The 18,664-nt window shown below is 64.6% G+C and carries 17 protein-coding genes; 10 read left to right on the forward strand and 7 right to left on the reverse strand.

The annotated features are described in order from the left end of the window. Nucleotides 1-38 precede the first annotated feature (38 nt). The 3 genes from GTP69_RS22670 to GTP69_RS22680 form a co-directional block, all read right to left on the reverse strand. Nucleotides 39-392, reverse strand: a complete 354-nt coding sequence (locus tag GTP69_RS22670; RefSeq protein ID WP_161056991.1) for a hypothetical protein — start codon at nucleotides 390-392, stop codon at nucleotides 39-41. A 79-nt stretch (nucleotides 393-471) separates the two neighbouring features. After that, nucleotides 472-711: a hypothetical protein gene (locus tag GTP69_RS22675; protein ID WP_161056992.1), complete on the reverse strand. Its 240-nt coding sequence runs from the start codon at nucleotides 709-711 to the stop codon at nucleotides 472-474. Nucleotides 712-769: 58 nt separating this feature from the next. Next, the gene (locus GTP69_RS22680) at nucleotides 770-2,200 is read right to left on the reverse strand and encodes a M20/M25/M40 family metallo-hydrolase (RefSeq protein WP_161056993.1); all 1,431 of its coding nucleotides are present in this window, start codon (nucleotides 2,198-2,200) and stop codon (nucleotides 770-772) included. 121 nt (nucleotides 2,201-2,321) lie between these two features. Here GTP69_RS22680 and GTP69_RS22685 point away from each other — a divergent pair, with 121 nt between their 5' ends. From GTP69_RS22685 to GTP69_RS22720, 8 genes are all read left to right on the forward strand, one after another. Continuing rightward, nucleotides 2,322-2,879: a GNAT family N-acetyltransferase gene (locus tag GTP69_RS22685; protein WP_229261105.1), complete on the forward strand. Its 558-nt coding sequence runs from the start codon at nucleotides 2,322-2,324 to the stop codon at nucleotides 2,877-2,879. Between the two features lie 134 nt (nucleotides 2,880-3,013). Continuing rightward, nucleotides 3,014-3,442 carry a glycine zipper domain-containing protein gene (locus tag GTP69_RS22690; protein WP_161047376.1) on the forward strand — a complete coding sequence of 143 codons (429 nt, stop codon included), beginning with the start codon at nucleotides 3,014-3,016 and terminating at the stop codon, nucleotides 3,440-3,442. Nucleotides 3,443-3,517: 75 nt separating this feature from the next. Next, complete coding sequence (locus tag GTP69_RS22695) at nucleotides 3,518-4,555, forward strand: serine/threonine-protein kinase (protein ID WP_161056994.1); 1,038 nt, start codon at nucleotides 3,518-3,520, stop codon at nucleotides 4,553-4,555. A gap of 65 nt (nucleotides 4,556-4,620) precedes the next feature. Then, nucleotides 4,621-7,029 (forward strand): FtsW/RodA/SpoVE family cell cycle protein, encoded by a 2,409-nt coding sequence (locus GTP69_RS22700; RefSeq protein WP_161056995.1) that lies wholly within the window; start codon nucleotides 4,621-4,623, stop codon nucleotides 7,027-7,029. Between the two features lie 3 nt (nucleotides 7,030-7,032). After that, entirely contained in the window at nucleotides 7,033-8,619 is a 1,587-nt protein-coding gene (locus GTP69_RS22705) for a hypothetical protein (protein WP_161056996.1), read from the forward strand. Nucleotides 8,620-8,625: 6 nt separating this feature from the next. Beyond that, complete coding sequence (locus tag GTP69_RS22710; protein ID WP_161056997.1) at nucleotides 8,626-9,108, forward strand: SH3 domain-containing protein; 483 nt, start codon at nucleotides 8,626-8,628, stop codon at nucleotides 9,106-9,108. Next, nucleotides 9,105-10,184: a PP2C family protein-serine/threonine phosphatase gene (locus tag GTP69_RS22715; RefSeq protein ID WP_308494454.1), complete on the forward strand. Its 1,080-nt coding sequence runs from the start codon at nucleotides 9,105-9,107 to the stop codon at nucleotides 10,182-10,184. The genes GTP69_RS22710 and GTP69_RS22715 overlap by 4 nt, the downstream gene beginning before the upstream one ends. 142 nt (nucleotides 10,185-10,326) lie before the next feature. Further along, complete coding sequence (locus GTP69_RS22720) at nucleotides 10,327-11,826, forward strand: FHA domain-containing protein (RefSeq protein ID WP_161056998.1); 1,500 nt, start codon at nucleotides 10,327-10,329, stop codon at nucleotides 11,824-11,826. A 7-nt stretch (nucleotides 11,827-11,833) separates the two neighbouring features. On the opposite strand, the gene GTP69_RS22725 is transcribed toward GTP69_RS22720, so the two are convergent. The 3 genes from GTP69_RS22725 to GTP69_RS22735 all read right to left on the reverse strand — a co-directional run bounded on the left by GTP69_RS22725 (nucleotide 11,834) and on the right by GTP69_RS22735 (nucleotide 13,942). Next, complete coding sequence (locus GTP69_RS22725) at nucleotides 11,834-12,715, reverse strand: pirin family protein (protein WP_161056999.1); 882 nt, start codon at nucleotides 12,713-12,715, stop codon at nucleotides 11,834-11,836. Nucleotides 12,716-12,719: 4 nt separating this feature from the next. Next, nucleotides 12,720-13,118 carry an OsmC family protein gene (locus GTP69_RS22730; RefSeq protein ID WP_161057000.1) on the reverse strand — a complete coding sequence of 133 codons (399 nt, stop codon included), beginning with the start codon at nucleotides 13,116-13,118 and terminating at the stop codon, nucleotides 12,720-12,722. Nucleotides 13,119-13,195: 77 nt separating this feature from the next. Beyond that, on the reverse strand, nucleotides 13,196-13,942 hold the full coding sequence (locus GTP69_RS22735) for an AAA family ATPase (RefSeq protein ID WP_161057056.1): 747 nt from the start codon (nucleotides 13,940-13,942) through the stop codon (nucleotides 13,196-13,198). Between the two features lie 53 nt (nucleotides 13,943-13,995). Between GTP69_RS22735 and GTP69_RS22740 the strand changes: the two genes are divergently transcribed. After that, nucleotides 13,996-14,631, forward strand: a complete 636-nt coding sequence (locus tag GTP69_RS22740; RefSeq protein WP_161057001.1) for a GNAT family N-acetyltransferase — start codon at nucleotides 13,996-13,998, stop codon at nucleotides 14,629-14,631. A 113-nt stretch (nucleotides 14,632-14,744) separates the two neighbouring features. Beyond that, the gene (locus GTP69_RS22745) at nucleotides 14,745-15,704 is read left to right on the forward strand and encodes an MBL fold metallo-hydrolase (RefSeq protein WP_161057002.1); all 960 of its coding nucleotides are present in this window, start codon (nucleotides 14,745-14,747) and stop codon (nucleotides 15,702-15,704) included. Here the strand turns inward: GTP69_RS22745 and GTP69_RS22750 are convergent. Continuing rightward, nucleotides 15,686-18,664, reverse strand: coding sequence for a sensor histidine kinase (locus GTP69_RS22750; RefSeq protein WP_161057003.1), 2,979 nt, complete (start codon nucleotides 18,662-18,664; stop codon nucleotides 15,686-15,688). The genes GTP69_RS22745 and GTP69_RS22750 overlap by 19 nt on opposite strands.

Here is an 18,664-nt window from a genome sequence, read left to right on the forward strand (position 1 = left end):
TATGGAATACCCAGCTCGCAGACGGAGCTGTCGTGTGATCAGGCGTGCAGGCCTTGAGGGGGACGTTCAGGATGGGCCAGATCGACCGCAGGGAGGAAATCGGAATAGAAAGGAATCGCGCGCGACGCCGACGGCAATGCCGGCTCGGCCAATTCCAGCGCCAATACCGGCGCCGCAGCCGCACAGCATGCGGAGCCGCTGCACTTCATGGTGGTATGGGAGGATGAGCCGTCATGCTGATGCTGATCGGCCTTGGCCTGCGCCGCCATCATGGCCGCGTGGTCGTGCGGACCGGCAGGCATGGTCATCGACGCCTTGCCGGTGGTCGCAGGCGCGACGCACAGCAGCATCTGCGCCGAAGCGTATCCCTGATACGGGAGCGCCAGCAGCATCAGCCAAACGACGAGAGATCGGAGCAAGACAGTCATGCGGCTATGTTATCACAAGCCGCAATCGCAGGTAATCAAGCCATCAGACCATCCGCACCAGTGGATTGGCGATGATGTTGTCAATCTGGATAATCGCCTCGTCGCAGGCGGCGGCGATGGCGTCTTCCTTCATGTCGCGCACAAACTGCATGGTCGCGCCTTCAAATACCTCTTCGCCGTCGGCGTCTACGCGCGCCAGGTCGCAACTGGCCGTCCACTTGTGATCATCGGTCGGCAGCGCGGTCGGAATGATGTCCCATCCTTTGTAATGCAGCTTGTCCATGATGGCCTCCTTATTGAGTCAGAAGGCTATCACGGACCGCCTAAATCCGGCGCACGTCTTAATCCGTCTTGGCGACGCGGCCGATGTTCTCATCCATATTGGCGAGGAACCAGCTGAGCGAGGTCATGACCGCTACGTGACGCTTCAGTTCCAGTGGGCTGACCTTGTCCAGCGTATCGGCCGGCGTGTGGTGGTAGCTGAAGTAGAAGCTGGCGTCCACCAGCGGCTGGAACGATGGCACGCCCGCGCGCTCCAGCGGGCCGATGTCGGCGCCGGCAGCCTGGTCGTGGCGCTGGAACACACCCGCGCCGATCGGATCGAGCGCGGTTTTCAGCGGCGCGAAGTACTTCACCATCTGCGGCGTCACGCTGGCGATAAAGCCGAATGGACGGCCACCGCCTTCATCGGACTCGATCGCGGCGAAGTGCTTATCCAGCTTGTCCTTGTTCGCTTCAAAGTAGGCCTTGCCGCCACGGGTGCCGTTTTCCTCGTTCATCCAGGCGATCACGCGGATGGTGCGGCGCGGATGCAGGTCGAGTTTTTTCAGCGTTTCAATCACGCCCATGGCGCCTGCCACGCCGGTGCCGTCATCGTGCGCGCCGGTGGCCAGATCCCAGGAATCCAGGTGACCGGAGACGATCACCACTTCGTCGGCCTTGTCGGTGCCCGGCCAGTCGGCGATGACGTTGAAGCTGTCGGCATCCGGCAGCGTTTGCGGCGTCAGCGTCAGGTGCAGTTTCAGCGGACCGCGCGCCGACAGACGGCTCATCAGCATCGCGTCTTCCGCCGTGACGGCAGCGGCGGGAATGCGCGCACCATCGACCAGGCCCGTGGCGCCGGTGTGGGCGATACGGTAGTTGGCGCCGCCGACCGAGCGCACCAGCGCTGCCGCCGCACCCAGTTCCGCCGCCAGACGCGGACCTTGGGTGCGGATGCGCGAACCGGCGCCGTAGGCCGGACCGGCCTGGCCGCGATCAGCCATCTCCTGGTCGAAGGCGACGTCGAACAGCACGATGCTGCCCTTGACTTGCGCGCCCTTGGCCTTCAATTCCTCAAAGCTGCGCACCACGATCACCGGCGCGGTCAGACCAGCGGCCGGCGTGGCGCCCGAGCCCCCCAGGGCGGTCAGCACCACTTTTTGCGTCACGCCGTTAGGACGGCCGGCGTACTCCACTACTTCCGCCCTCTCCTCGCCACGCACCCAATGCGGCACCTTGACCGGTTGCAGCGTCACTTTCGCGCCCAGCTTGCGCATCGCAGCCGCCACCTGTTCCACCGCCGCCTGCGCGCCGACAGAGCCGGACAAACGAGGACCTACCAGGTCGGTGAGGTCGGCCAGGCGCTCGTAGGCCCAGTCGCTGTTCATGGCGCTATCGCGGATCTGGCCCAGCGTGGCCGGATCGTTGGCAGGTGCGGCGCTGGCGCCAAGGCTTAACAGGCTGCTGGCCAGGACGGTCAGCGACAGGGATTTCTGGAAGACGGATTTCATGCGGTTCCTGTAGTGGTAAAGGTTGGGTAGCAAGATCGTCTTAAACAATAACTCATCATGACGCTCTTGTCATTCATATTGATTTGCTATCGCGCTTGCTCTACCATGTACGTTCAACTGCATGAAGAAAGCGTCTATGCTCAAGGGTTCACTTTGCACCGTACGCCATCTGCTTACCACAGACCTGAACACCTTCATCGCGCTGGTCAACGACCTGCCATCACGCGGCGACTACTTTTCCACGCACTTCAAGTCGCCGGAAACCATGCGCAAGGAGTTCATGCAGAACGGCTTCGTCAACGAAGACAGCGAGCTGTTTGTCATTGAAGACGCGCTGCATCACATCATCGGCGTCATCACCCACTTCAAGAGCCGCACGCCGACCACGCGCGAAATCGGCTATCGGCTGTTCGACACCAAGCTGTCCGGACGCGGATATGTAACCGAGGCGTGCCAGTTGATGGTCGATTATCTGTTCAACGTCTACCAGTACCAGCGGCTGGAACTGCTGTCGGCGCCGGAGAACGTGGCGTCGGTGCGGGTCGCGCAAAAATGCGGCTTCCAGCCGGAAGGCACGCTGCGCCACGCCTTCTTTATTAATGGCCGCTACCAGGATGTGGTGGTGTTTAGCCTGCTGCGCCCCGAATGGGAGGCACGCCGTCTTTCCATATCTGTCTAAATGTTACAAGCCATTACCAGCGAGGCCCGTTTGTAAGCATCTGTATAAGACATGGAAATTACATTTAGGAGAGGTATAGTGGAATCACTGGCCAACGAATCATTCTGATCCGCGCCACAGCAAGGGGAATTACCATGTTGAGCAAAAAAATGATGGGTGTAGCGTTACTGGCCACTGCAGCAGTATCGTCGTCGGCCTTCGCAGGCGACCGTGATTTCAACACGGTGGCCGGTGCTGTGGTAGGCGCTGCAATCGGCAATAGCACCGGTGGCCGCGATGGCGCCATCGTCGGCGGCGTGCTTGGCGCGGCAGTGGGTAACAGCATCCGCACCAACGATGACCGCTACTATCGCGGCGGCGGCCGTGGCTATGTCGAGACCCGCGTGTACTCGCAGCCGGCCCCGGTCTACTACGAGCGTCCAGCGCCGGTGTATTACGCGCCGCCTCCACGCTACTACCAACCGCCACCACGCGTGGTGTACGTTGAACCAGCCCGCCCATACTATCGCGAATACCGCGAAGAGCGCTGGGAACACCGTCACCGCGATCGCTGGGATCGTTAATCTTTAGTCTACAAAGCCCCGATGCGTCGGGGCTTTTTTCATTCCCTCCGCTAGTTTGCTGCGACGGGGGGAAACATGACAACAGCAGACGCAATCATTGCTTTGGAACTGGGCCACTACCGGCTGCGCGAGCAGATCGGCGGATCGGCCTACGGCATCATATGGCGCGCCAGCGGGCCGCAGGCCACGCGCGACGTCGCCATCAAGTTAATCAACCAGGAGCAGATGGCGCGTGCCCTGCCCGCCCAGCGCGCGCGCTGGACCACCAGCGCCAATAACGAAATCGCCTTCCTCCAGTCGCTGGAGCCGTGGGACGAACGCCATATCGTCCGCCTGCTGGACAGCGGCTGGCACGACGGCCTGCCGGTACTGGCGCTGGAGTTGATGGGTTCTGACCTGGGCAAGCACATGGTCGCGCTCAAGGGGCGCGGCGAAACCGTGCCGCTGGCGCAGGCGCTGGGGTGGATCGCGCAGATCAATCAGGCGCTGGCCAAGGTCCACCAATACGGCTGGCGATATCTGGATCTGAAGCCGGCCAATGTGCTGCTCGATGCGCACCTCCACACCGTCAAACTGGCCGATTTCGGCACCAACCGCGAGTTGGGCAGCATGCAAGCGCACTCCTACGCCGGCACCGCCAACTGGCAGGCGCCGGAACAGTTCTTCCCGGCCGACGGCGGCGGTTACGCCACCGGTCCGCGCAGCGATTATTTTTCGCTGGGCGCGCTGCTGTACTTCCTGGTGACCAGCGGCATACCGCTGCGCTTTTGCAGCGATTGCGGGCAGGCGTATCGCGAGCATCACGTGGCCGGCGCGAATCTGCTGCGCGGTATGCATGGCGGCGAGATTCCAGCCGCGCTGCACGCCGTCGAAGAGGAACGCTTTGCCGCCGCCATCCCGTCCGACAAGCGCGATGTGGCGCTCGAGCTGCTGCGCGCCTTGCTGCACATCGATCCCGCCAAACGTCCGCGCCACGCGATCCAGATCAGCCGCATGCTGAATGCGATCCAGGGCGTAAAGCCAGCGCGCGGCGCATTCGATGCGGTCGATCCGGTGCTGGCGATGCGACGGCCTTCCGCCGTTAATGGCTGGCAAACCTTGCAGGTGGCATGATGACGGTCTCTCAAGCAGCCAGCCGCCCGACCAAACAAGCCGCAGGCCACGCGGCACGACGCCTGATGCCCCGCCAACCACTGGTGCCTCGCCTGACTGGCGCCCTGAATGTCGCGCTGTACGCCACCGCGCGCGCCGCCGCACGCAACATCGGCCTGGCGATCACGCTGTCAATACTGGCAAGCCTGTGCGGCCTGCAAGCACTGGCCTTGTTGCGCGCACCCGCCGCCTGGCTGCCCTCCGCAATCACCGTCACCCTGCCTGCCGGCGACAGCATCACCCTCGGCCAGCGCGAACTGGCAGCGCCGCAGACCGACCGCAATCACCTGTCTCTGCGCCGCGACGCCAGCGGCAGCTGGCTGCTGCGCAATCTGAGCACCAGCAATCATGTAGTACTGCTGCGCGACGGCTCCGAACAACGCATGGGCAGCGTCGCCACGCAGGACCTGCAACGCTTCCAGATCGACGGCGCCGTCTTCGACATCCGCGCCGCCAATGCAGACCAAGTCACCTTCACGCGCGACGGCCACGAATGGCGCTACGACGGCGCCACGCTGTACCGCGACGGCCGCCAGCAAGCCAACTGCCCGGAATCGCGCCTGGCATCCAAAGCGCTGGCGGCATGGAACGGCATCATGCCGCTGACGATCACCCGTCCACTCACTTTTGGCGGCAATCTGTATTGCGACAATCGCCTCGGCCTGGCGCAAGTAACGCCGGGCGCCGCGCAGATTAGCCGCATCAACGGCCGCCTGCAGCTATCGGCCGGCAATCCGGATGGCGATCGCGCGGCGGTGCTGGTCACTGGCGCCGGCAAGCAGACCGACTTGCGCAAGCAGGAAGCATCGCTGGAGGGCGTCAACGCCATCATGGTCGGCCATACGCGCTTGCAGATCACCACCAGCGGCAACCAACTGACGCTGCAACCAAGCCGCCACGTCAAACTGTTCGCCGAGCCGGAACTGAAACAACCGGAGCAAGTGAGCTGGCAATGGCAGCAGCGCGCGCTCTGGAGCAGCGGCCACGCCAACACGCTCTGGATCGGCATCGCCCTGTGCGTGGTCTGCATCGGCGTCAGCGCCGTCGCACGCCAAGCCGCCGCAGCCACCACCTGGCCGGCAAGAATCGCTGGCGGCGGCAGTCTGTTAGCGACTGTCGGCATGTTGCTGCTCGGTCTGACCGCGCTGATCGCCCAACGCGCCGGCTATGCTCCAAGCGCCGCACTCTCATTGCTGCTCGCCGCCAGCGCACTGCTGCTGTGGATCGCCCTGCCCGGCCGCCTGACACTGGCCACCGCCGCCGGCGCCGTGCTGCTGGCCGCCGGCCTGCTGGCGCAACTGGAACTGGGCCTCGGTGCACCGGAATCCTCCTGGCTGCGCTACTACCAGAAAAGCGCCGCCATGCTGGCCATCGGCGCCGGCCTTGGCGGCCTGCTGCGCCTGTGGGCACAACACCAATCCGCGCGCGGCATCCACCTGCAACAGCGCACCATCGAATGGATACTCGCACTGTTCGCCGCCGTGGCGCTGGCCGCCTTGGCCGCCCAAGTGCTGTGGGGCGACGAAACCGGCGTCTTCGATCTGCAACCAGTAGAACTGGCCAAACTGGCGCTGACCGCCCTCACCGCCCATTGCCTGGCGTTGCGCTTCCACTGGCATAGCGGCCCGCAGCGGCTGGCCGACCATGGTGCGCGCTGGCTGCAACTGATCGGCCCAGCCTTGCTGTTCCTCGCCCTGCTGGGCCTCGCGCTGGTGCAGGTGGACGACTTCTCGCCCCTGATCCTGCTACTGGTCTGGAGCACCGGCATGGGCCTGGCCTACGCCATCGCCGCCGGCAACCGCCCGCTGGCCGCAATGCTGGTCGGCGGCGCCTTGCTTGCGGTTGGCGCTGTGGTCTACCTGCGCGTGGTCGGCACCGATGACCTGATCCGCTGGGGCTTCTACGCCGACCGCTTCCTGGTCTGGCTCAACCCAGCCGAGCACCCGCACACCGGCCAACAGCTGATGCTGGGCGCCCGCGCCATCGGCGATGGCGGCTGGCTGGGTGCCGACCACTGGTTCGGCCTGCGCGCGCTGGGCCAGACCGCCGGCAGCGCGGTGCAGATCCCCGCCGTACAGGACGACTTTGCGGCATCCTTCTTCCTCAATCGCCACGGCCTGCTGGGCGGACTGCTGCTGTGGGCCGTGCAAGCCGCCTTCCTGACCGGGGTCATGCTGGCCGCCATGCAGGCCTACCGCAGCGGCGCGGCCGCGCGCCACTTCCGTCACGCCTGGCTGGGACGCTTCCGCTACTTCGCCCTGTGCGGCGGCGGCGCTTTCGTGCTGGCGCACTTCCTGCTGTCGTGGGGGACCAACCTGGCGATCTTCCCGATCATGGGGCAGCCGATGAGTTTTCTGTCGGCCGGCGGCAGCCATCTGCTGTTTTTCCTCTGCCCTCTGCTTACCTTCGTTGCGATATCTACTGAAGGAGTTTGAATCATGCCGACCTATGTTCAACACGCCGTCCTGGGGCGCATTCCGGACGTATTCAACGCCGAGGCAATCTGGCAGACGCCGGGCCTGGCGCTGTTCTCGCGCCGCCCGCTGCTGCGCGATCTGCTGGAGCGCAGCCCGCGCGAACACAAGGGCCGCGCCGCCACCCGCTGCTTCTCGCATGTGACGCTGGTGCTGCCGCAGGAAGATGTGGACGATGACTACCACCTGACCCGTGGCGCCCGCGCACGTGATCTGGCCGAGACGCTGGCGGCGCTGCATCAAAAGGATTTTGGCGATCTGCTGGGCAGTGACCAGGTGCGCTACGACGTGGTCGGCGCGACGTCGCTGGCGCCGGGCGAAATTGAGGTCAGGTTCGGGCATGCGGTGTATTTGCCGGCGCCGGATGAGAAAATTCTGTACAACGTCAGCGTGTCGCGTGACAGCGCGATATGGCATCCGGTGTGCCCGCTGTACCCGAATCAGCGTTTGGCATTGATCGGTGGCGAAGGCGCGGAAGCCAGCGCCGTTGCGCAAGGCTGGCCGTTTGGGCCTGATGCGGCGCTGTTGATTCTTAACGATGGTCCGGATGCGCCGCCAGTGGTGCAGATGCGTCCCAAAGAGGCATTCGATTGCCGCTACGATCCGCGCAGCGGCTACTACACTGTCAAATCGCTGCGCGAGCCGCAAGGCGGGCGACTGCTGGTGAAGATTGCCCGCACCTCGGCATTCCCATTGCGCCCTCGCCACCAAAGCGATACAGGTAGCGCCACGCCGGCCGTCAGTCCGGCAGTCTGGCAAAGCCGCTCCGGTGCAGGCAGCAATGCGACGGCCAGCGCGCCAGTCCGCGCCATAAGTGCTCGTGCCGCTGGCGCCATCGACCTGACCGCCGTGCCGGCCGCCAGTCATAAGCCGGCCAACCGCGCCGGCGAAAGTGACGCAACCTATGCGCCGGTCTCGCAGCAACGCGTCAGCCTCGTGGCGCTGGCCTTGCCGCGCTTGAGCCGCTACCGCGACACTGGCGCGCAAGCGCTGGAGCTGCCGTTTAATCAGTCGCTGGCCCTGTCGGTGGACGCGGAACCGGCCATCAGCCTGATGGTGGACGCGGCAGACGATTTATACGCCTGCACACCAGAAGGCCGCCAACGCATCGAAGCCCCCGCCACCTTCGCCCCGGTCGATGCGCGCGCACTGCGCCTGCTGGCCGTCGCACCGGAAATGGCGGACCGCTACCGCGCCGTGGTCTGTCTTGCCCAGCCAGTCAGCGCCGGCGTTGCTAGCGGCGTGCGCTTCACCTTCGGCCGCAACTCGCCGATGCTGGCCTCTTTGCGTCTGCTCGACTCGCCGCGTTTCCTCAAGCGCGCGGACGGCGCGGGCAACGCCAGCGCGGATCGCATCGGCCTGTCGCGCAACGCTTTCACCTTCGAAGCCACGACCAAGGGCTACACCATCGCCCGCCAGAGCGCCACGCAATCGCTGTATCACCTGGACGACAAGCTGCAATTCGTCGCCAGCATCGGCGATGCGCCTTACCAGCTGCCGCATGGTCACCACTTGGTGGCGGGCCACTATGTGCTGCGTTTCGACGCCTGAGCCATCATGGATGCCGTCAAACTCTACGCCGTTACCGCTTTTGCTGCGGGCCTGATCGTTACGCTGTTCCTGGCCGCGTACCTGACGCCGCGCGCCTGGTGGCGCCGGCCCAATGCCCGCGCGCTGCTCATCATGGTGGCCGGCGCCTGGGGCTTCGGCAGCCTGATTTTGTACGCCACGCACGGCGCAGCCAGCGCGCAAGCCAGTCCGATGATCGCCGCAACCGCGCCCACCGCCGCCACCGACGACAGCGCGGCGGAAAGCTGGCGCAGCGCCGCCGCAGGCCGTCCGTTCCTCGTCCACCGCGACCTGAACCTGCGCGCCGCGCCTGGCGTGCACGCCGCCCGCCTCGCCATCGTGCCAGCCGGCGCCGAAGCCACGCCAACCGGCATGCGCAACGGCGACTGGTGGCAAATCAAAGCCAGCGTCAATGGCCGCGAAAGCACCGGCTGGGTGAGCAGCCTGTGGCTGCGCCGGAGCGGCGAATGAGGCACACGCCACCCACCGCCGCCGCCACTTTTTCGGCTAAGCTGTGGCCTTTCGCATCCCGCGCTGCGGCGCCCGCACCGATGACACGCATCACCGACCAACTCAACTTCGGCCCCACCCTGGACGTCGCCGCCCGCAGCAGCGCCAGCATCAGCAAGCTGCAAGTGCCGGAAAACCAGGACAACCTGCTGCTCATCGATGCCGACGGCCGCGCCGTGCTGCTGCGCGACCAGACCGCGCAAACCACGCAGCTGCCCGACTGGCCGCAAGGCCATGTGCGCCTCGCGGTCCTCGACGGCATGGGCGGCCACGGACACGGACGCCAAGCCGCCGAAGCCGTCGCCACCGGCCTGCTGCGCATCCCCGCCTGCGCCACGCTGGAACAACTCAGCGCGCAGCTCGACCAACTGCATCGCAAGCTGCAAGCCCATTTCAGCCGCCCGGACGACCACGACACCTTCCGCCGTCCCGGCACCACGCTCACTCTGCTGGAAATTGCGCCCGGCCGCGAACCGATGCTGTATCACGCCGGCGACTCGCGCCTGTACGAAATCACGCCGCAAAGCGCCAACCCGCTGACGGTGGACCACGTCCCCGCCACCTCCTTCGCCATGCACGGCCTGCTGGACGAACAGGAATGGTGGCAGCAAGTGCACGGCGAACACCGCGCGCAGATCTCGCAAGCCTACATCCTCGGCAACGCCTTCACCAATCCGCAAGTCCTGGACGACGGCCTGCTGCCGCTGGATGCGTCCAACCTGCCGTCCTTCCTGCGCCACCTGGCCGACCGCCGCGCCGTGCACGTGCGCGCCGACGCCACTTACCTGCTGGCCACCGACGGTTTCTGGTCCTGCGCCCATCCGCAACCATGGATCGCCCGCTGGCCGGCGCTGATGGCGCAGCCGGCTGCCGCGCAAGCGCTGGACGCGCTGTTCAACGATTACGCCGCCAACCCGCCGCCGCAACTCCACATCGACAACCTGAGCGCCATCGTCATCCGCTTCGCACGGCCCAAAATAGTCAGCAATATTGACGAAACAGCACTACCAACGGCACCAATTCCGTCGCATTTTTGATACCCGCACAGCCAACCGCAAAAATCGGTTGCAAAGTTTGCCAAACAGAGCGAAAACCGCATAAACTTGCGGGTATCCCATCGGTCGGTTTGTCATGAAAAAATGCAGTAATGCCCAGCACCCGCATTGCACCTTCTGGGTCATGCCTGGAACGCAAACTTGTGAAGGCGGCCACGCCCAAACGGAAGCGTCCAGCTACGATCTGCTGACTGCCTTGCGCACCACCCGTCCCGCTTCGCCGGTCACGGTGCTGGATGTCGTCCCTGCATCGACCAACACCGCCGATATTCAAGCCGCCGAACCAAACTACGCCCGCCCGCATCAACGCGCGCAGGCGGTGCGTCCGCAACTGCACATCAGCGGTTTCGACCCGCGCGCCGCCGGTGGCCGCCAGACCTTGAAGATGGAACTGCGCGGCATGCCGGACCCCTGCGCGCCGCAACTGACGCTGCAACTGCAATCGGACCTGATCCCCAACGGCGCCGCGCGCCAGCATTTCGTGCGCGCGGTTGGCGGCGAATGGCGCCCGGTGTTCGTCGAGTTCTCGTCGCGCGGCAAAGAGCATGGCCAGTACCAGATCAGCATCGAGCTGCTTAGCCAGCATCCTGGCATGGCGGCGCGAAAATGGGTGTGCACCTTCGTCATCCTGGTGCCGCGCCTGGACGCCACGCTGACCGAAATCCACCGCATCTTCCTCAGCACCCACAAGAACGTGCGCGTGATGGCGGACGACGCCTCCATCGCCCGCGTGAGCGCGCAAGGCGGCGACAGCCTGGATATCGACGTCACCGCCCGCAACGCCGGCATCGCCCATCTGGACCTGAACGCGCCGGCCGGCAAAGTGGACCTGGGCTTCTCCACCATCGCGTGGGACGAAGACCTGATCGAAATCGACATGCCGCAAGCAGCGGCCGTGCATCCGCACACCACGCGCGCCGCATCGCTGGTCAACGCCGCACCGGAAGCCGGCGCGCAACGCCAGATCCGTTTGTTCGCGATGGAAGAATGCGTGATCGGCCGCTTTGAACTGGTCGATCCGGAAGCGGACGTGATGCTGACCCACTACACGGCGGACGGCCAGGACACCAATGGCCTCACGCGCCGCCTGTCGGGCCGCCATGCCGTCATCCGCCGTTCCGGCCTGGGGTTTGAAATTGAAGATGTGTCGCGCTACGGCATCCTGCTGGATGGCGTCTGGCCGGGCAAGAACAAGCCGACCGCGCTGCGTCTCGGCATGCGGATTGAATTCAGCGCCAGCATCAAGGGCATCGTCACGCTGGCGGTATCGGCCATCATGCCGCATGGCGTGATCCTGCACCGTGTCGACCATGGCGCCAATGCCGAATGCTTCTACCTGCTGGCGCCGGACGCGCATCCCGGCTATCCGGTCAAATCGTATGCCGCCGCGCCGCATGCGGCCGCGTTGCCGCTGCTGCTGCACCGCGACGGCGGTTTCTGGCACCTCGACCAGCTGACCGGCCAGGAAACCGCGCTGGCGCCGACCGTCTCGCTGGATAAACTGAGCCGCGTACCGCGCCATACCCGCTTCGCCAGCGATCCGTATCCGGAACACTGGATCATCCGCACCGGCGCCGATGACATGTACAGCACGGTGGCGGCGAACGCACTGTCCACCGCCTGATTGCAGTTTAAGCCGACGGCTTTTTCGCCGGCAGTGGAATCCAGTCCGTCTCTCCCGGCACCGGCGCGAAGCGCTGCGCTTCCCAATCCTCCGCCGCCTGCGAAATACGCTCCTTGCGCGACGAAACAAAGTTCCAGTACATGAAGCGATGACCGTCCAGCGGCTCGCCGCCAATCACCACCAGGCGCGCTTCTGATTTGGCTTTCACGCTTTGCGGACCTTCGGTGTTCAGCAGCGCCATGGTGTGCAGCTCCAGCGGTGCGCCGTCGACTTCCAGTTCACCGCTGATCGGATAGACCGCCGCTTCCGCCGGCAGGCTGTCCAGCACCAGCTCATGACCCGCTTGCAGCACCACGTCCAGATACAGCGTCTGGCTGAAGGTCTTGACCGGCGAGGTCTGGCCGAAGGCCGAGCCAATCAGCACGCGCACCTTGGCGCCGGCGATGTCCAGCTCTGGAATCTCAGCGGCCGGCGTGTGGTGGAACGCCGCTACTTCCTCTTCATGCGCCACCGGCAGCGCGGCCCACAGTTGCAGGCCATGCGTGCGGTGCGGCTTGCCGACCAAATCCTTCGGCGTGCGCTCGGAGTGCACGATGCCGCTGCCGGCCGTCATCCAGTTGATGGCGCCAGGCTCGATGCGCTGCACCGTGCCCAGGCTGTCGCGGTGATCCATCGCGCCTTCAAACAGATAGGTCACGGTGGCCAGGCCGATGTGCGGATGCGGACGCACATCATGGTCGGCATCCAGCGGCACGTCGAGCGGACCGAAATGGTCGAAGAAAATGAACGGGCCCACCGCCTGCTTGACGGCGGATGGCAGGAAGCGGCGCACCATCAGGCCGCCGCCCAGGTCTTTCTCGTGGCCCTTCAGCAGATTTGTCACGCTCATGATGTTATCCCAGTACGGTAGTGATTTCGGTGGTCACTGCGGTCATCAGCTTATGGATCGGGCATTTCTCCGCGACGGACAGCAACTCCGCGCGCTGCGCGTCGGTCAGCTCGCCGGTCAGGTGCAGCGTGGCGGTCAGGCGGTAGACGCCATGACGCTCTTCCTTGTCATCGCGTTCCATCGTCACTTCCACATTCTCCAGCGGGATGTTCTTGCGCTTGGCGTACCACACCACGGTCAGCGCCTTGCAGGCACTCAGGGATGCGTCATACAAATCATGTGGCGACGGGCCGGCGTCACTGCCGCCCTCTTCCACCGAAATATCAGTAGAGATGATGTGGTTGCGCACGTGGACGATGTGGCGCATTGGCAGGGATTGATCACGCAGGGCTTTGATCGTCATTCTATGTTCCTTGTAGGCGTTAAATCAGAACCGACAATGTACACCGAATGACGGAGTTATGCTTCTACTAAAAGGACTCATTCTGACAGCAGAATATCCAGCATGCGCTGCGGGTTCGTGACGAAATCGTGCATGATCTGGAAATGCTCGGTGTCTTCGTAATGCACGCGCTTGAGTCCCGCGTCCGAGCAGTGAAAAACGTCCGCGTCCGGGTAGGCCATCAAGATCGGCGAGTGCGTGGCGATGATGAACTGAGAATTCTCATTTGCCAGTTGATGAATGCGGCTGAGCAGCGCCAGCTGGCGTTGCGGCGACAGCGCCGCTTCCGGCTCATCCAGAATGTAAAAGCCGTTGCCGCCGAAGCGGTGCATCACCAGCGACCAGAAAGACTCGCCATGCGATTGTTCGTGTAGGGATTTTCCGCCGTAGGAGTTAATCACCGGCGGTCCGAGCGCGCCTTGGTCCAGGCGCTCAATTTCAGTCGCCAGGTTGAAGAAGCTCTCAGCCCGCAGGAAGAAGCCATCTCGCGGCTGTTTGACGCCCTTCACCAGCCGCAGATACTGATGCAGCTCCGAATGCGAGGCACGCGTATTGAAGCCGAAATTTTTGGTGCCGCCTTCCGGATTGAAGCCAAAGGCGACCGCGATCGCCTCCAGCAAAGTCGATTTTCCAGAGCCGTTTTCACCGACCAGAAAAGTCACCTTCGGATGCAGCGGCAGCGTGTTCAGATGACGGACAGCGGGCAAGGAAAACGGATAGCGGTCAAAGTCCGCAATCTCCTCCACTTTCAACCGCACCTGCGACACATACTGTCTAGAGATCATACCGCTTCCAGTCATATAATTCGGTCAAGGATAACATCACGCGTGAGGAATGAATGAGCACTGTAGACCCGCAACTGCTGGCCAGCTGGCTGTCGGCCCGTTCGATCGCGCGCGGCCTGCCGGCACCGGTGCCGGATCGCGGCGGCCTGCGCGTGGACACCGGCCAGCCGGACGAACTGCGCCGCTATGTCTTTGCCGGCGCCGATGCCGGCATCACGGAACTGGCGCGCGAGATCAACCAGCCGAAGGTATTCATCAAGATGTGCGGCCGGCCGTCGCTGCTACAGGCACGCGTCACGCCACGCTGGGAGCTGCAGCCCGACGCCTACCTGATGATCAAGGATGCAGGACGCAACCCGGTGCCATCGCTGCCCTCGGGATTCTGGATGCAGGTCGCCACCGAAGGCCACACCACCACCGCCCGCATTTTCGCCGAAGACGACACGCTGGCCGCCAGCGGCTACGCGGTGGAATATGAAGGTGTATTCGCCTTCGACCGTATCGCCACCGAGGCCCAGCACCAGCGCCAGGGGCTGGGCGCGGCGCTGATGGCGGCCCTGGGAACAGCGCAGCAGTCGCAAGCCGCCCAGCGCGTGCTGGTGGCAACGGAACAAGGTCGCGAGTTGTACACCACGCTGGGCTGGCGCGTGCTGTCGCCCTATTCCACGGTGACGCTGCCGGACGACTAGCCCGAAAGTAGCAGGCGGCCATGCCAAATATCAGTTATGCCGGATGACTCATGGCCCGCCAGCACAGCGCATGATGTAATCGTCAGATTCGCGAATAACAGAGAAAGCGCATCATGACCACTTCATCACTTCGTTCAGCACTAGCCACCGCCACCCTCGCACTGGGATCGATCACCTTCAGCGCGTACGCCGCCGCACCGCTGTCGAAGATTGCCACCCCAGGCTTTGCCCGCATCATGGTGGGAGACGTCGAAGTCACGCCACTGAGCGACGGCACCGCCGATCTGCCGATGGTCGACCTGCTGAAGAACGACAAGACCAAGACCCAGGCCGCACTGGACAAGGCACACCTGACCACACCCACCACCACCTCGACCAACGCCTTCCTGGTCAACACCGGCAGCAAGTTGATACTGGTCGATACCGGCAGCGGCGCGCTGTTCGGGCCGACGCTGGGCAAACTGGCCGACAACCTGAAAGCGTCCGGCTATCAGCCGGAGCAAGTTGACGATATCCTGATCACGCACTTCCACCCGGACCACGTCGGTGGCCTGATGGTCAATGGGAAAATCGCCTTCCCCAACGCCACCGTCCATGCCGACAAGCGCGACGCCGACTATTGGCTCAGCCAGGAGAACATGGCGCACGCACCCAAGGATTTCACCGGCTTTTTCCAGGGCGCGATGACCTCGCTCACGCCTTACATCAAGGCAGGCAAGTTCAAGCCCTTCGAGCATAACGGCGAAGTGGTGCCCGGCATCGTCTCCCTGTCCAGCTACGGCCACACGCCCGGTCACACCTCGTACATCGTCGAAAGCAAGGGCAAGAAACTGGTCATCCTTGGCGACCTGATTCACGTCGCAGCAGTGCAGTTTGACGCGCCGTCCGTCACCATCGGCTTCGACAGCGATCCGAAACAGGCTTACGCCGCGCGCACCGCAGCCTTCTCCCAGATCGCCAAAGAAAACGACCTGGTTGCAGCCGCGCACCTGCAATTCCCTGGCCTGGGCTACATCCGCGCCAACGGCAAGAGCTGGACCTGGACGCCGGCCAACTACACCGTGCGTCCCTGAGTATCGCTGAGATACGCCAGGCGGGCCGGGATCGCAATCCGCACCACCGTTTCGCCCGGCCGCGACGCCATGCTGTATTTGCCGCCTACCTGCTCGGCGCGGCGGCGCATGGCGTCCAGTCCCAGATGTCCGGGACGGCCGCCGGCGGCCAGAATATCGGCCGGAATACCGACGCCGTCGTCGCGCACTTCCAGCACCAATTCCTTCGCCGCATAGGCCAGCATCAGCGTGATCTGGTTGGCGCTGGCATGGCGGATCGCGTTGCGCAGCGCCTCGCGGCCCACCACATACAGCTCGTCCTTTACCACCAGATGCAGCGCGCGCGAAACGCTATGCTGTTCGACGCGCACCAGCAGCGTTGCGCCTTCACGTTCGATCAGCGCATCGAACAGGTCAATCAGCTCGTCGTCGCTGCCATGGCGCAGGCTTTGCACCCGCTCGCGGCCCTCGATGATGGCGTTGTTGGCGTGCTCGATCACCCGCACCAGATTGTCCCGCGTTTCAACCTGTCCTTCGATCTTCTCCACTGCATTTTCCGCATGCAGGATCACGCCGTGCATGGATTGCAGCACCGTGTCATGCAGCTCGATGGCGATGCGTTCGCGCTCGGCCACGCGCACCTGCAATCGTTCGGCCATGCGGCGCGACAGTTGGCGAATCCGATAGTGGTACAGCGCAAACGCCAGCAAGGCCAGCGCCAGCACGCAGCTGATGCGGAACCACAGGCTTTGCGCCAGCGTCGGCTCCACCGTCACCCGCAGGCTCGCCTCGTTGACACTGGGCGTGCCGTCCTCGTTGAACGCGCGCAGGCGGAACACGTAATCGCCGGCGCCAACGTTGGTGTACGAGGTCGAACGGCGGCTGCCGGCGTCCTGCCAGTGCGTGTCGACGCCTTCGAGGCGATATTCGAAGCGCACACTTTCCGGCGCGCGCAGCAGCGGCGCGGTGAAGTCGATGCGGAAATGGCCGCTGCCGGGCGGCAGCCGCAACGCGCGGTCCGCCGCATAGGTACGCTGGTCGGTGGTCACGCTTAGAATCGCCGGCTGCGGCGTGCCCCGGTTACGCTGCAACTTGGCGGTATCCAGCTGCACCACGCCGCCGGTGGCCAGCAGCCACAGATGGCGGCCGTCCGGACTCATGGCGGTAGGCCAGCGCGATTCGATCACCGCCCGCCCCGGGTAGCCGTCCAGCGCGCCGAACACCTCATAGCGCAGCGCTTGCGTCGGATCGGCGATGCTGCGCTTCCAGTCCTCGGCGCGCACATGTACCAGGCCGGCGGCGCCGTTGAGCCAACGGTCGCCGTCGCGCGTCACCACCAGGCCGGAGATATTACGCAGCACGTCCGCATCGGCGGCGCGCCACATCGTCAGCTTGCCGTCCTTGAACACACCGGTGCCGTCCGAGCCGCTGACGATAGGTTCGCCGCTCAGGAACACGCTGGTGGCCATGCCCACTTGATGAATGTCGCTGGTGGTCAGCTTGCCGTCGTCGTAAAACACCAGCGTGCCGTCGCCAGTGGCCAGCCACAGTTGGCCGACGCCGGCGGGACCGGACTGGAAGATCTTGTCCGGCAGCGTGAACGCCGACGCCGGCAGCCATTTGCCGTCACGCCAGCCGATCAGGCCGGTCTCCATGGTCGCGGTCCACAACACCTTGCCGTCATCCAGGATGCCCAGCATGCGGTGATCGCGCGGCTTGCCGTCCGGGCCAGGTGGCAGCGGGATGATCTCCTTGCCGCCCTTGCTGATGCGCTCAATCGAACGCTTGTCGCCGATGAAGACTGCGCCCTGGCGGCCATTCGCCACCAGCGTGACGGGCGGACGCGCCACCGCCTGCGGCCGGCCATTGGCGGTCAGCTGCCACAAAGTGCCGCTGCCGATGTCCGCCGCCCAGATATGACCAGCGCCGTCAGTGGACAAGCTGTATTTCAGGCCCGCCCCATCCAGGCCGCTGTTGAGCAGCCGGTTGTGCCGGAAACGGTCGATACCGCTCTCGGTCGAGATCCAGATATTGCCTTCCCGGTCTTCCAGAATATTCTTCGCTTCGCGCCCGGACAACTGCCGCACCTGGCCAAGGGTGCTGACCTGGACCACCGCGCCAGACTGCAGCGCCACACCCGTTGGCGTCACCGGCTGCACGCGGCACACCGGCGCGGCGCAGTCCAGCTGCCACAGCGCGCCATCGCTGTCGAAGACGCCGCCCCAAATGCTTTCGGCATAGGCGTAGGCCGCCGGCCGCACGCCGCCGGATTGGGCGACGAAGCGGACCGTCGCCGCATCCAGCAACTGCCACAAGCGCCCGTCCGGCGCAAACAGCAACTGGCCGCCGCCGTCCATCACCTTGACCAGGCGCTCGGCCTTGCGATCCAGCCGCCAGACTCCCTTGTCACTGGAGGCCCACAGATCGCCGCGCTGATCGAGCAGCATGCTGATGCCAGGCGCGCTATTCCACTCGGGCCCCTCGGCGACCACGCGCCAGCGCCCGTCCTTGTAATGCTGGATATTCCCGGCGATGACCCACAGGCTGCTATCGCTGTCGATCGTGATGTCGCCGATGCCATTGCGCGCCAACGGTGGCGTCGGTATGGCGTCGACCCGGCCGTCCGGGTGCAGCACCGACAAGCCTTCGGCAAAATAAGTGATGTACAAATCGCCGTTCGGCGCCGCGCGCACCAGGTTGACGCGGTCGCGGTTCAATCCCAGGCGCGATGGCAGGCGGTAGCGGCTGAAGTGGACACCGTCAAAGCGGTACAGCCCATCGGCGGTGCCGAACCACAGCCAGCCATCGGCGGTCTGCGCCATGCTGCCGATGCCCGGCGGCGCGCCGTCCGCGGCAGTCCATTGCGTGTGGCTGTAGTCGGCCAGATCCGGCCCGATGGTGGGAGTGGCCGCACCGGCCGACACTCCCCATACGCATAACGCCGCATACACGGCCCAACATAACGAGCGTACGCTTCTCAT

It is taken from the genome of Duganella levis, assembly GCF_009857605.1.
GTDB classification, from domain to species: domain Bacteria; phylum Pseudomonadota; class Gammaproteobacteria; order Burkholderiales; family Burkholderiaceae_D; genus Rugamonas; species Rugamonas levis.